15 protein-coding genes are annotated in these 14,391 nt (G+C 41.6%); all 15 read left to right on the forward strand.

Translation table 11 applies throughout. The features are described from left to right. The first annotated feature begins 9 nt into the window (after positions 1-9). The 15 genes from P9L93_07315 to P9L93_07385 all read left to right on the forward strand — a co-directional run bounded on the left by P9L93_07315 (position 10) and on the right by P9L93_07385 (position 14,390). Positions 10-138, forward strand: a complete 129-nt coding sequence (locus tag P9L93_07315; protein ID MDP8230893.1) for a hypothetical protein — start codon at positions 10-12, stop codon at positions 136-138. Positions 139-353: 215 nt separating this feature from the next. Continuing rightward, on the forward strand, positions 354-3,140 hold the full coding sequence (gene uvrA / locus P9L93_07320; protein MDP8230894.1) for an excinuclease ABC subunit UvrA: 2,787 nt from the start codon (positions 354-356) through the stop codon (positions 3,138-3,140). Between the two features lie 493 nt (positions 3,141-3,633). Continuing rightward, entirely contained in the window at positions 3,634-4,401 is a 768-nt protein-coding gene (locus tag P9L93_07325; protein MDP8230895.1) for a hypothetical protein, read from the forward strand. A 305-nt stretch (positions 4,402-4,706) separates the two neighbouring features. Beyond that, complete coding sequence (locus P9L93_07330) at positions 4,707-7,175, forward strand: tetratricopeptide repeat protein (protein ID MDP8230896.1); 2,469 nt, start codon at positions 4,707-4,709, stop codon at positions 7,173-7,175. Positions 7,176-7,191: 16 nt separating this feature from the next. Further along, positions 7,192-7,809 (forward strand): MotA/TolQ/ExbB proton channel family protein, encoded by a 618-nt coding sequence (locus tag P9L93_07335; protein ID MDP8230897.1) that lies wholly within the window; start codon positions 7,192-7,194, stop codon positions 7,807-7,809. Between the two features lie 15 nt (positions 7,810-7,824). Then, on the forward strand, positions 7,825-8,226 hold the full coding sequence (locus P9L93_07340) for a biopolymer transporter ExbD (GenBank protein MDP8230898.1): 402 nt from the start codon (positions 7,825-7,827) through the stop codon (positions 8,224-8,226). A 138-nt stretch (positions 8,227-8,364) separates the two neighbouring features. Then, the gene (locus P9L93_07345) at positions 8,365-9,021 is read left to right on the forward strand and encodes an energy transducer TonB (protein MDP8230899.1); all 657 of its coding nucleotides are present in this window, start codon (positions 8,365-8,367) and stop codon (positions 9,019-9,021) included. 6 nt (positions 9,022-9,027) lie between these two features. Beyond that, positions 9,028-9,261 carry a hypothetical protein gene (locus tag P9L93_07350; protein ID MDP8230900.1) on the forward strand — a complete coding sequence of 78 codons (234 nt, stop codon included), beginning with the start codon at positions 9,028-9,030 and terminating at the stop codon, positions 9,259-9,261. Between the two features lie 34 nt (positions 9,262-9,295). Further along, entirely contained in the window at positions 9,296-9,562 is a 267-nt protein-coding gene (locus tag P9L93_07355) for a hypothetical protein (protein ID MDP8230901.1), read from the forward strand. Between the two features lie 27 nt (positions 9,563-9,589). Then, entirely contained in the window at positions 9,590-9,997 is a 408-nt protein-coding gene (locus tag P9L93_07360; protein ID MDP8230902.1) for a hypothetical protein, read from the forward strand. Between the two features lie 134 nt (positions 9,998-10,131). Continuing rightward, on the forward strand, positions 10,132-10,320 hold the full coding sequence (locus P9L93_07365; GenBank protein ID MDP8230903.1) for a helix-turn-helix domain-containing protein: 189 nt from the start codon (positions 10,132-10,134) through the stop codon (positions 10,318-10,320). A gap of 13 nt (positions 10,321-10,333) precedes the next feature. Beyond that, positions 10,334-11,947: a pilus assembly protein PilM gene (gene pilM / locus P9L93_07370; protein ID MDP8230904.1), complete on the forward strand. Its 1,614-nt coding sequence runs from the start codon at positions 10,334-10,336 to the stop codon at positions 11,945-11,947. 4 nt (positions 11,948-11,951) lie between these two features. Further along, positions 11,952-12,500: a type 4a pilus biogenesis protein PilO gene (pilO, locus tag P9L93_07375; protein MDP8230905.1), complete on the forward strand. Its 549-nt coding sequence runs from the start codon at positions 11,952-11,954 to the stop codon at positions 12,498-12,500. A 1-nt stretch (position 12,501) separates the two neighbouring features. Further along, positions 12,502-12,987 carry a hypothetical protein gene (locus P9L93_07380; GenBank protein ID MDP8230906.1) on the forward strand — a complete coding sequence of 162 codons (486 nt, stop codon included), beginning with the start codon at positions 12,502-12,504 and terminating at the stop codon, positions 12,985-12,987. Between the two features lie 14 nt (positions 12,988-13,001). After that, on the forward strand, positions 13,002-14,390 hold the full coding sequence (locus P9L93_07385; GenBank protein ID MDP8230907.1) for a secretin N-terminal domain-containing protein: 1,389 nt from the start codon (positions 13,002-13,004) through the stop codon (positions 14,388-14,390). The last annotated feature ends 1 nt before the right edge of the window (position 14,391 follow it).

The raw sequence follows: 14,391 nt of genomic DNA on the forward strand, positions 1-14,391 counted from the left end.
TGAGACAGAATGGCAGAAAAAGTCCTGAAATGCGGCGTAAAGAAGGCAAAGGGATATCTTTATTTCATCGATAAGAAGGGAGATATTTCCAGAGCAAAGATGGCACGCGGTGGAAAGAAAAAGAAGAAGAGAAGATAAGAAAGCAACAATCCCCTCGGGGGAGGGGACAGCGACCATTTTTTCTAGATAAAAAATGGTCGCTGTCCCCCTTTCCCCGAGGGGCATCTTTAATATGCGAGCAATAGTAATAATCCTGGCATTTGTACTCCTTTTTATATTCCAGATAAATACTGTAGTAAGCGTAGATTTATGGCGGATCCTAAGGTCTTGCTTTAAATGTAAAGTTAAGGGTTATGGGCGAGAAGTGTATTCGGATAGTTGGGGCAAAGGAACATAATCTTAAGAATATTAGTCTGGATATTCCGCGGAACAGGCTTACTGTGATTACTGGCTTGAGCGGTTCAGGTAAGTCCTCGCTTGCATTTGATACGATATATGCAGAAGGTCAGCGCAGGTATGTGGAGAGTCTTTCTGCTTACGCGCGTCAGTTTTTAGAGCAGCTCGAGAAGCCTGATGTAGAGCATATCGAGGGCATGTCTCCTGCGATCTCGATCGAGCAGCGCAGCGCTGGCAGCAATCCCCGCTCTACAGTAGGCACCACGACTGAGCTTTATGATTATCTGCGCCTGCTTTTCAGCCGCATTGGCACGCCTTACTGTTATAAATGTGGTAAAAAAATAATCCAGCAGAGTCAGGACGAGATAATAGACAGGATATTGAAATATCCTAAAGGTACGGCGCTTTTGATATTGGCGCCTGTAATAAGAGGCAGAAAAGGTGAATATTATAATCTCTTTAAGGAATTAAAAAAGCAGGGGTTTGTCAGAGTGAGGGTAGATGGAGATATAAAATCCCTGGATGATAAAATAAAATTAGATAAGAAGAAAAAACATAATATAGAGGTCGTGATCGATAGGCTCGTGATGGATAAGGATATCAGAAACAGACTTTCTGATTCTGTAGAGATCGCATTAAAGGCTGGTAAGGGGCTTTTATTGGTCTCAAAGGTCGAGACTAAAGAAGAAATTTTATTCAGCGCGCTGTACTCCTGTCCTAATTGTGGTATAAGCTATGAGGAGATCGAACCAAGGATATTTTCTTTTAATAGTCCTTATGGCGCGTGCAAGGCATGCGCTGGGCTTGGCACAAAGATGGAGATAGACGCGGATTTAGTAATACCTGATAAGTCAAAGTCATTAAGAGAGGCAATAAAACCATGGCGCGTGGGCGGTAAAAGAATAGTCCTTCACTATAGAAGGTTATTAAGAAGAATGGGCGCTGAGTATGGTTTTGATATAGACACGCCTTTTAACAAGATCCCCGGAGAAGTCAGGGATATTATCCTCCATGGTACAAAAGGAAGTAACTGGGGGAGATTCGAGGGTGTGATACCAAATCTCTTGAGGCGTCTCAAGGTGACAGACAGTGAATTCATGCGGCAGGAGATCAATAAGTATACCAATGAAAGCGAATGCCCGGACTGCAAAGGAAAACGGCTAAGACATGAGAGTCTCTCAATAAAGATAAATGAAAAATCCATAAGCGATATAACAAAACTTTCAATAAAAGACGCGAAAGAATTTTTCTTAGAATTAAGGCTTTCAACAAAACAAGAAAAGATAGCGCATCAGATCTTAAAAGAGATAAGGGAGCGCCTGGGGTTTATGGCCAATGTAGGCCTGGAGTACCTTACAGTAGACAGGCGTAGCTCTACGCTTTCAGGTGGAGAGGCGCAGAGGATAAGGCTTGCCACGCAGATAGGCGCAGGCCTTGTTGGTGTGGTCTATATCCTGGATGAACCAAGCATTGGACTACATCAGAAGGACAATTCGAAATTACTTGATACCTTAAAGGCGTTAAGGGATTTAGGAAATACTTTAATAGTTGTTGAGCATGATGAGGCTACGATAAGGAATGCCGATCATATTATTGATCTTGGGCCAGGCGCAGGAAGGCATGGGGGCCATATTGTAGCGCAGGGCAAGATCGAAGATATTTTAAACTCTAAAGAATCTCTTACAGGAAAGTATCTGCGCGGTAAATTAAAGATAAAGGCGCCAAAGAAAAGAAGAAAAGAGAATAAAGATAAGCAGCTTATCATACGAGGCGCAAGAGAGCATAATCTGAAAAACATAGATGTAAAGATTCCGCTTGGCCTTTTTGTCTGTGTCACAGGTGTTTCAGGTTCAGGTAAGAGTACGCTCGTTGACGATATACTTTACAGGGCCTTGGCAAAACATGTTTATGGATCCAGACAGAAACCTGGTTTGCATGAAAAGATAGAGGGCTTGAAGAATATAGACAAGGTCGTGGTTGTGGATCAGAGTCCTATCGGCAGAACTCCACGTTCTAATCCTGCTACGTACACAGGTGTTTTTTCTTTTATCAGGAATCTTTATTCAAGGCTGCCAGAGTCTCGCATGAGAGGCTATGGTCCTGGTAGATTTAGTTTTAATGTAAAAGGCGGTCGCTGCGAGGCGTGCCAGGGCGATGGCATTAAGAAGATAGAGATGCATTTTTTGCCAGATGTCTATGTCAAGTGTGAGATCTGTGATGGCAGACGGTATAATCACGAGACACTGCAGGTTTTATATAAGGGAAAATCCATAGCAGATGTTTTAGAGATGACAGTAGAGGAGGCACTTGAACTTTTTAAGAATATCCCCCATGTCTACCAGAAGTTGAAAATACTCAATGAAGTCGGACTTGGCTACATTGAACTCGGCCAATTCGCAACTACGCTTTCAGGTGGCGAGGCGCAGCGCGTGAAACTCACAACAGAGCTTTCAAAGATCGGCACAGGCAAGACACTCTATATTCTTGACGAACCTACAACAGGCCTTCACTTTGCTGACATTGACAAGCTCCTAAATGTCCTCCATGCATTAGTAGAAGCAAAGAACACCGTCCTTGTCATAGAACACAACTTAGACGTAATAAAATCCGCAGACCACATAATAGATCTAGGCCCAGGCGGCGGCGACTCCGGCGGCCAAATAGTAGCCACTGGCCCCCCAGAAAAAATAGCCAAAACCCCATCCTCATACACAGGCGAATACTTAAAAACCCGTCTCTCGTAAAAATGTAACCCAAAAGCAGGCCTGCCTGCCCCGTACCAAATCGACCTGCCCCGTATCTTGCCGAAGGCAATGGTATGGGGAGATTTTGGTATGGGGGTCGCTCAGGGGAAAATTTCCCCATCCAGTATTGTGTGGCACGGGGTGTCCTGTGAGTGGGCCCCTCCGCCCGGTGTGGATCCTCCCACTCACAGGACACCCCGCGCCACACTTATCCCATAAAAGGCTAAATTTTCAATTCGCCTGCCCCGTTCCAAATTCTTAAATATCAGCAAACAATCTATTAGAATTGTACGCGATTAGTTACAAATAATAAATAGCTTATCTATCAGAATTTGGAACGGGGCTCCCAGGCCTCCTTTTGGGTTACACTGTCATAGAAATATCTTCAAATATCAGCTCTTTTATGGTATAATAAAAACAAATTGAGGAGAGGTTGTTTCTGCGAAGCCAAGCATGAAAATAGCTTGGCGAAGCAGAATTTTTTGGGTGGATTATGAGGAAGATTGGAAAAGGGTATAAACTCATTCTAATATCTATACTAATGGGGGGGGCGTTTTTATCGTCGACTCTTGCCTACCCAGTGTATGGCTTTAACCTAAGACCAGCACTTAAGTTTCAAGGTCAAAACTCTCTTGGTGAAAATTTACAAAAACTTCGTGATACAGCGGGAAAAATTGACGATGAAATTAGTAAAATTTTTATCTGCGCAGAAACGCTTTCCGAGGGCATTTCTGCGCCAAATTACTTTCATGATAAATGCATTAAAAACGAGATGTTAATCCTTGAGAAAGGTAAAAAACGTATTTATTTAACGCGACAATTAGCTCATCTACTAGGACATTTGTTAAATGAAGTTTCTTTGTTAATTAATCATACAGTGACCAAAGATATAGCAATGCGTTATACAATCAGTATATGCAGAAAATTAGATGTTCTTGCAAGACTAAAAGAAAAAGATTTAATGTTAAGGTTGTTGCAAGGTAACGAAGTATTCAATATATTAGGTTATCCACCAAATAAAGGACGTATACCAAAAATAGAAAATCGTGATGCCGTTATTTCAAAAGCTCGTGAGTTAATAACTGTGTTTAAAAATGAAGTCATAAAGGACGAGCTGTTTGAGCTAGTAAGACTCTGTGACAGAGATCCAAATTTAGTTTTGAAGAAATGGTACGGAAACGAAAATGAGGTAGCTTCAAATTCCAATATTTCTTATAAGGTAAACTTTGGTTCGGATGAAATTCATAGAACAGGATTGTGATTGGTAAGTTAGTATGGTGGAATCGAATGCCTGTCTTCTGCACCACTCAGACCAAGGGGGCATGGGGCTTCTTTTACGCGAGCGGGCACGGTGCTAAAGTAGACAAAACAGTCACTGACTGTTTTGTCTACTTTAGTGAGCGAGCGTAAAAAAAGAGCAAAATTTTCACGCTGGGAAAATTTTGCGTCCCCAGGACCCCTTGGTCTGGGTGGTGCAAGAGGTGTTATGCGATATTTAGAGTATTGCATGTCTACAGCTTTTTTCTCTTGCCTTAATTTCTGCTCAGTGGTATATTCATAGACAAGATGAAGACTATAGCTGCTATATATATTATTATAGGTGCTATACTTGTTGCGCCTTTGACACCTTTATTGGCGCAGGCAGTTGATAGCAATGACTTTATCCTTGCCAAGAAATCCTTCCAGGATGGGTTCTATGAGATCGCTGCGCGGTCGTTCGAGAAATTCATATCAAATAATCCAAGCAATGAAGGTATCATAGAGGCGCGGCTTCTCTTGGGCGAGTCGCTTGTGCACCTTGAACGATTTAATGACGCGATAAAAGAACTCGAAGTGGTTTTGGATTCCGGGGTATCGGGTCTCATCAAGGCCGAGGCGATTTACTGGAAGGCTGAGATATATTTCAGGACCCGGGACTTTGAAAAGGCAAGAGAGCTTTACGCTAAGCTACTAAATGATCACCCTTCATCCAAATACACGCCTCACGCAGAATATTCCACAGCCTGGTCCTTATATGAAGAGAAAAAATATGACCAGGCCCTTGATAAATTTTCCGCATTTCTGTCAAACTATCCTTCAGACAAACTAAAGGACGAGGTAGAGCTGAAGATAGCAGAGACACTTCACAAGCTCAAAGAGTATAAAAAGTCCAAAGAAAAACTTACAGCCTTTATTTCAAGGCAGGATGATCCTGAAAAATTATCAAGGGCGTATTTCTTGATGGCAGAAAACTCCTACTATTTAGGCCATTACAAAGACGCGCTCCAGTCTTACGAAAAATCCTTAAGCTCAAGCTCTGATCTGGACAGAGACGTACATGCGATATATGGAAGGGCGTGGAGCTACATCAAGATGCGCAAATACGAAGACGGTCTAATGGAATTTGAAAGATTGCGGGCCTTAAATAGAGAAGTCCCTATCATGGATTCTGTCTTGTTTGGGGAAGCAGAATCATTCATAAAGATGCAGAGATTTGAAGAAGCCATAAAGGGCTTTAATGGTATTATAGAGAATTTTCCCAGAAGCAGGTGGGCGGCTAATGCCTATCTTGGCAAGGGCGAGGCATTGCACAGGTTAGGACTGTACGAAGATGCCGTCAAGGTCTTGCAGCAGGGGCTAAAGCTCTTCCCTTCGAGTGAATATTCAGATGATATGCGACATAATCTGGCATGGACATATTTTAAAATGGATAGGTTTGATGATGTAGTTAGAGAGTTTACCAGGGTAATAAAGGAGTCGGACAGTGATTTCTACCGCATATCCGCGTATTGCAGATTGGGTGATGTCTACGTCCAGAGAGACGAACCCAAAAAGGCCTTAGATGTGTATGACATGGTCATTAAAGAGGCCAATGTCAATCCTGACGCAGTATTTGGTTATGTGGATTACGCGCAGTATCAAATAGGACGCATCCTTTTTAAATTAGAAAGATTTGAAGGCGCTATCCTGACATTTCAGAGCCTATTAAAGAATTATCCTGATTCAAGCAACACAGAAGATGCTATGTTTGGTCTGGCTGTAGCGCATTTTAAAAAAGGGGCTTTTGAATCTTCGATCCGCGAGATAGAAAATTTATTGGACAAGTTTAAAAGCAGTAAATACGAACGAGAGGCCAATTTTTATCTGGCAAAAGCGCATTATAATATTGCGAACTACAGAGAGGCGTTACGTATATTTAAGGCTATATCATCGACAGGGACTGCTTCAGAATCTTCGACCAGGGCATTTTATGAGATGGGGTGGTGCTATTATAAGACAGGGGATACCCATAAGGCCTTGGCGCACTTTGAGAATTTTATTAATATCTACCCTGAAGATGCCTTGTCTGAGGACGCGCGTTTCTGGCTCGCAGAGCAATATGCAAATAAAAAGGCAATTGAGAAGGCTGAAAAATACTTCCGTGATGTGATCAAGAACTATCCTGGAGGGGTATTGGCTGACGATGCAGAATACAGGCTTGCTATCATGGCTTATGAGAATGGAGACAAAAATAAAAGCATCAGGATGTTAAATCGATTAAAGGAAAATTATCCGGAAAGCGAACTCCTTCCTGTGGCTGAGCTTAAGGTAATCGAGATATCGATCAAGAAAAAGAATTTTGTAAGGGCAAAGGAGCTCCTGGAGAAATTCATGAAGGATTATAAAGAGACATCATATATAAAGGTTGCCTCCAGGTATTTCGCAGACATATTAAGGACAGAGGGAGATATGGAAAAGGCTATAGATTATTACAAGAAGGCCCTGGATAATAGACGCGGAGATTTTAACGCGAATATACAATATCTGGTAGCAGAGCTTTACGAGGGCTTAGGCGGTCTTGATGATGCAGTCGCAGAATATATGAAGGTCGGGTATATATATCCTGATTCTACACAGACCGTTGTTAAATCTCAGCTGGCCTGCGCTAAGATATTCGAGAAACAAAAAAAATGGCAAGACGCAGAGAAGCTTTATAAAAAGGTCTCTGTGATGGAGGTCAATGAGTCGATGTATGCGAGAGAGAGATTGGAGTGGATAAGGAGAAATAAACGCTAAGAAGGAGGGAAGGAATATGTTCGAACTAATCCAAAAAGGTGGACCAGTGATGTACCCTATTGCATTGTGTTCAGTATTGGCTTTTGCCATAGTGATAGAGAGATTTTATTATCTTTACAAGGCAAAGATAGATACAAGAGATTTCATGAGCAACATAGAGATCACCATAAAGCGCAATAGGATAGCAGAGGCGATAAAGATCTGTGAAAAGACATCAGGCCCTATCGCCCATATAATCAAGGCAGGGATCTTAAAGCATGATAGGTCCAGGCAGGAGATAAGAGAATCTATTGAAGATGCTGGACATCAGGAAGTCCCGAGACTTGAAAGACACATAAGCCTTCTAGCAACAATAGCGCATATTGCGCCGCTTTTGGGACTATTGGGTACTGTTACAGGGATGGTCAGGGCATTTCAGATAATCCAGGAGAAATCTGTTTCATTTAATCCTGTGAGCCCTGGAGATTTAGCAGGCGGCATATGGGAGGCGCTTTTGACTACAGTAGCTGGTCTTATCGTTGCTATTCCTACAGTCGTGGCGTACAACTACATGGTTAGCAGAATCGAGGAGTTTGTACTTGAGATGGAACGCAGCGCAACAGAAGTGACAGATATGCTGTCACAGAGAGCGTAAACAAGGAGTTCTACTATGAGATTTAAACGTCATGTCCAATTCAAAAAAGGTCATCTAGATATTGCGCCGCTTATTGATTGTATCTTTCTGCTTCTGATATTCTTTCTTCTGACATCAAATTTTATATTTCAGCCAGGAATAAAGATAGATCTTCCAAAGGCAGTAACAAGCGAAGTCGTGCAGGAGAATACACTGGTGATCACAGTAACATCGGATAACAGGTTTTATCTGAACGAGGCGCCCATAACCTTTGCTGAGTTAAAGAGTAAATTAAAGCGTATAGCTGGCAAGGACAAACCTATTTTAATAAAATCAGATAGGGATGTCGCATTAGGCAAGGTAGTGGGTATCTGGGATTTTTGCAGGGATATAGGTGTTACGCAGGTAAATATAGCAACGAACCAGGAAGTTAGATAGAGATGCATAAATCCCAAATCCCAATAATACCAATACTACCAAATAAATCCCAATCTCCAAATCCCAAACATGGTTTTGGATTTGGGATTTTGGATTTATTTGGGATTTGGTAGTATTGGGATTTGGGATTTTTTAAATATGTTACTAAAAGACCGAAATCTAAACATTGCGATAATAGTATCCGCATCGTGGCATCTTGTCTGCATGTTCTCAGTAAGCCCTGTGCTTATATCGCCAGACATAAGAAAGGACTATGCAGCTGTTTCGTTCCTGGGCTCTATTTTAGAGAAGGTCAAACCTCTCCCGGAAAAATCAATAGATCTCGATAAGAGTTCTTTTGTAGAAAAACTAGAAGAGAGAAAGACAGTTCACTTAGATGATTTTGAGCTTGGTTTACCAGAGGTATTTTCAAGGTCTGCGCAGGCCAAGTCAGATAAAGAAGAAATTGATCTTTCAGTAAAGAAAGATGTTGGCTTTATTTCGGAACTGTATTCTAGTGATAGAGGAAAGAGGAGGCTTCGTTTTAAGGATGCCTTGGTTGGCGGCGATGCTAAAAATAGAACCCTGTTATATAAACCGGATTTACCAAAGTTACCATATTTACTCTCTGGTTTTTATGAGGCGACTATCAGGTTTATAGTGTCAAAAGATGGCATCCTCAGAGATCCAGAGTGTATTGTCTCCAGTGGTTCTTCTGAGATAGATCAGCTTGCTATAAGATACATAAGAAGGTGGCAATTCGCGCCGCATGATGAGGATCAAGAGGGCATTGTGAGGATTAAATTTGGTGACTAGTGACCTATGGTAAGAATAGAATTCTCATTAGCTATTTCGCTATATCTTATTATAACAATATGCGTGATCTTGGCGGCGTGGATAATATGCGAAAAGAAAAAGACACTAGAATTATTTTCTTCCGAAAAGAATTTTTTCTGGCAATGCGATATATGCACTTATGTATATGTTGACAGTAGGCATGCTGCTATTTCAACATGTCCCAGGTGCGGGAGTTATAACAAGAAAGCTGACAGCTGATAGCTGAAAGCTGATAGCTAGCAAGGAGGTATATATGGCAGAAGCAAAAGCAAGGGCAGAAGAGAAGCTGCCTATTGGTCCACCTTTAAAGGTGCTGGACTACAGGACCATAAGCAAGGGTTTTGGCTGGTGGTCAGCAGTGGTTCTGATCGAGTCATGGGGCAATAAGAGATTATGTCTTTACCTATGGCAAAAATCAGACACTGGCTGGAAAAGAAAACAGAAGTATACCATACACAGTCAGGAACGCTGGCGCTTGATCCTAGGGTCGATAGAAGAATTGATAGGCGATTTACAATAATCGCGGAATCTACGCGCAAGGTATTATATGTTGAATATAAATAACAATAAGGGTGTAGCCTTGTTTATAAGCTTAGCTTTACTGTTGCTGCTGTCTACAGGCGCAATAGTATTTCTTTTGACAGCATATAACTCTGTAAATATCAATGAGGCTATTGCAAGAAAAAAGCGAGCTATCATTGTAGCAGAAGCAGGCATTAACTATGCCTATTGGAAGATCCGGATTAACGAAGATGATGCTGGAGACCCCATGAGCGACTATTTCCCTTCCCCTGGCACTTGTACATTCACAACAGAAGATACCCCTCCAGATATTCCTATTTCCCTGTTGCCAGGTTGGACTTTACAGGTCGATGTAGTTGATTTAGTAGGCACTGGCCGCAAGACAATAAACTCAACTGTTACCTATCCCAAGTCATCCGTTTTTAGCCCATAAAAATCTAATTACATAACTCATTTATTTATATATAGTTATGTATCCTTTCCAGCTCCCTACCTTGACAAAGTAAGTTCCTTATGGTATATTTTATTTCACCTAACTCTAGGTAAGTGCATTAGGGGGTGTTATAGATGACTAGACTCATGGATACTGATGAATTGGCCAGATATCTTAAGTTGGAAAAGCAGACTATTTATAATTGGCTTCATCAAAAGAAGATTTCAGGCATAAAGGTTGGACATGTCTGGAGATTTGATAAGCGGTCAATTGATAAATGGTTGTCTTCCAATCTGATCGAGGCCAAAGCAAAGGTAAAATAAACAGGGATCTGCTATGAATAAGAATCTCCTGGCTATTACAAAACAGGTAGTAGGTCTATATGTAAGTAATGATACTGTAGATCTCGTTGTGCTTAAGGGGACCTTAAAAGGTCCAAAACTTGTTAAGTTTGGCCAGACAGCTATATATCCAAAGAAACAAGAAGCTCAGGCAGCAGTGGTCGAGTCTCAGGATGATGCTGCGCCTTTGGCAAGCAAGCTCTCCCAGCAAAAGACGGAAGAAAAAACCAGGGATGACTATGTAGTCGAGGCTATACAAAGAGTTTTCAGGGACAACAATGTCAAGCCAGGTAATGTAGTCACTGCTATTTCGAGCGAAGAAACAATGGTGCGCTATTTTCAAATGCCGAAGATACCAAAACAGGAATGGTCATCAGCAATAAATTTTGAGGCAAAGCGCTATATCCCTTTCCGCATGGAGGATGTGGCTTCAGATTTTCAGGTGATAAAAGGGTCGTCTTCCGATAGCAGTATGGATGTTGTATTTGCCGCAGTGAAGCAAAAGGCAATAGCAGACTTTGTAAGCCTGATCGAACGCGCAGGCGTGAAACCTGTTATTGTAGAACCATCGCCTTTTAGTCTTATAAGGGCCTTTAATGCAGCTGAACAGATAAGCAATAAGGTAAATACCGCAATCGTCAATATAACTACGAATTCAGCAAATATAACCATACTTAGAAACGGAGTCCCATATATAATTAGAGATATTCCTCTTGACGAGAGCGCCCCGGGCGATGGCTCGCTTGATCCTGTATTTGAAAAGCTCCTTTCTGAGATAAGGTTGTCATTTGATTTTTATGAGAAGCAATTTCCATCAGAGGTGATCGACAAGATAATCATCTATAGCCAATTACCCATTGAGAACTGGCATGAATTAGTAGGCAAGGAACTGCAGATACCTGTAGAGGTTGGTGATCCGCTGAGGGGGGTAAGGGTTAAAAAAGATATAGTGCCTCCTAAACTCGCTATTGCCTTTGGCCTTGCGCTCAGAGGTCTTTCAGAAACTTTTATAGGAGTGAATCTATGTAAAGAAAGGCTGCTTGTTTATAAGCATAAAGAGATATTCTTAAGGACCGCATTTCTCGAGGCGTCTGCTGCAATATTGTTGCTGATAATATTAAGGGTGATATGCATGAAGATGATAGCCCCGCTTCCAAAGGAGCTCGATCGTACTTTATCTGAAAGGCCAAAGGTCGAGGTCAATATAAAGGATAGTTCTATAGATACTTTAGAGAGAATGAAGAATGAGATGGAGGCAAAGAGGCATTTGATGGAGAATATCATCTTGAGCAGGACATATTTTACGGATAGATTAGTAGAATTAGCAGAGTTGATACCCAAGGACGTATGGCTTACTGAGATAGATTTTGAAGAGAAGATAGATAAAAAGAATGTGTCTAAGATTTCCAGAAGGCTCAGTCTCAGAGGCTACTGCATAATCGGCGAGAATAAAAATGAGGCAGATACTGTCAATAATTTTTTGATAGATTTAAAACAGAGTACTGCCATACAGAATGGTATGACGAGGGCGGATATCGTGTCTGTTGAGAAGACAGAGATACGAGGAGAAGGGGCAGCGAGTTTCGAGATATTATTCATTGGCCCGTGATATTATGAAAAAACCTGCGACCAAAAAAATAAGCAAGACCCTTATACTGACTGCAGTAGTAGTTGTCGTCACGCTGTTTATCGGTATAGTATTTATTTTTATACCGTTTTTAAGTAAAAGCAGGTCCTTTAGGGCTGATATATTGCAGGAAAGGGACAGAAATATTCTTATTGGCACAGTGAGGGCGCTTGACAAGCACCTGAAGGTTTACGAAAAAAGGCTGCCAGAAGGAAGGGGTGTTTCATGGCTTTTGAGCCAGATCTCTGATATGGCGGCAGAAGAAGGCATAGATATGGCTTCTATAAAACCAGGTACGCCAGAGAAAAGAGGCCTATACACTAAATTATATGTAGAAATGGATATTACCTCTACGTATCATCAGCTTGGCAGGTTTATATCTAAGGTTGAATCGTCAGAGAAATTCTTAAGAGTCGAACGTATCAATACAAAGAGGCTTGACGAGAATGCGGATTTTGAGGCAGGCGATTCAAAGGTCAAGGCCTTTGACACGAAGTCACACATTGTGATCAGCATGGTAGTTTTAAAGGAATAAAATGGCTGAGATGAATCTGAAAAAACAACAGATAGAATATATAGGCGTAGGCGCTCTTGTGCTTGTGGCGCTTTTAATCGGCCTTACAAGGTTTAAGAAGGGCGACAACAATGACGAGGTTTTTTCCAGAAAGGAATTTAATGAGAAGTGGGCCGAGGTAGAGGTATTAGAGGCAAAGGTTCCGGAAGAGGAAAGCGGCGTGGCTTATTTAGCTGGAACAGGAAGGGTGCCGTTCAAGAGTCCATTGGAGGAAGAGGCAGTAAGCGTGGAAGATGAAAGCGCGATTCTTCCTGAGATGAAGTTTCAGGGCATGGTGTGGAGCAGCATAAGGCCGCAGGCTATAATAGATGATAAACTTTATGATGTGGATGATGTAATAGAGGTAGGTCTGGGAGAGACCAAATCTCAAGTTAAAATTAAAGATATTACCAGGACTGGAATACGTTTAAGGTTTAAGGGTAAAGATTTTATTGTTAGGCCCAAATAACAAAGGAGGTCATTATGAAGATAGTAAGACTTATCATCGCCATTATATTTAGTATTTTTATGTCATCATCTTCGATTGCTGCGAAAGTAGGGGCAAGTCCTGGAAACCTGATTTCCATGGATTTTCAGGATGCAAATCTAAAGACTGTCCTTAAGTTATTTTCACAACAATCAGGACTTAATTTTGTCGCAGGCCAGAATATAAAGGCCAGGACAGTCACGATTTATTTTGATGGTGTCACAGTGGAAGATGCCTTGAATCATATTATGAGCGCAAATAACCTTGTCTATGAACAAGAGCCTGGCAGTAATATATTTATAGTCAAGGAATCCGTGAAACCAAAGGTCGAGACATTGACTAAGATATACGAGTTAAAGTATGCGCAGTTAGCACCTCCTCCGACAGAAGCAGGGGAATCAAAACAGGACGCGGAGATAGTTAAAGTTATAGAGGACATTCTGAGTAAAGATGGCAAGGTTATAGCTGATAAAAGATCCAACAGCCTTATTATAAAGGAGATGCCGAGCCAGTTTGCTATTATTGAGGATGTGCTGGCAAGGCTTGATGTAAGGACATCTCAGGTCATGATAGAGGTGGAGATAATAGAGACTACAACAACTGTTGCTGATAGATTGGGCATACAATGGTCAGGTACGTTTGGTGCATACGCAGGTCCTGCGTTGACTACCAGGTGGCCTTTAAAGGGAGCGCTTGTAGATAAGGATCTTATCACAGGAACTGGCGGCACCATGACTTTCGCTAGTACTACTGCTACGATGAGGGCTATATTGAGCGATACAGATTCCAGAGTTTTGGCAAGACCCAAAATACTTACATTGAATAATGAAACAGCATTGATAGAACTTACTGCTCAGACAGCTGTTGCCAGTATGACGAGTACTACAGATACTGGCTCTACGTCAACCACATCCACTCAGGCAGAGAGGATAGATACAGGCATAACATTAGAGGTCACACCACAGATAAATAAAGGTGGTTATATCACTATGCATATAGAGCCCACTGTTATAGTGCCAGTATTGTCAACGTATTTCACGACAGAAGGCAGCAAATTTGTAGATCCACAGAAAAGAAGCGCGAAGACTACGGTTATGGTCAGGGATGGCGAGACCATTATTATAGGAGGCTTGATATCCAGGGAAGATAGCTATGGAAAGACCAAGATCCCGTTTCTTGGGGATCTACCTTTAATAGGAGCTGCATTTCGTTATAAATCCAAGGATGAATTAGATAAAGAACTCTTGATATTTATCACACCTCATGTAGCGGATGACAGCGCATATAAGCTGGCAAATATCTCTGAGCGCGAACAGGAAAAACCAAAGGCTGTGAGAGAAAAAGAGATAAAGACGATATTAGATCTATTAGGGGAAGAAAAATAGA

Origin of the sequence: Candidatus Gorgyraea atricola, assembly GCA_030765235.1 — a bacterium.
In the GTDB taxonomy this organism is placed as follows: domain Bacteria; phylum Omnitrophota; class Gorgyraeia; order Gorgyraeales; family Gorgyraeaceae; genus Gorgyraea; species Gorgyraea atricola.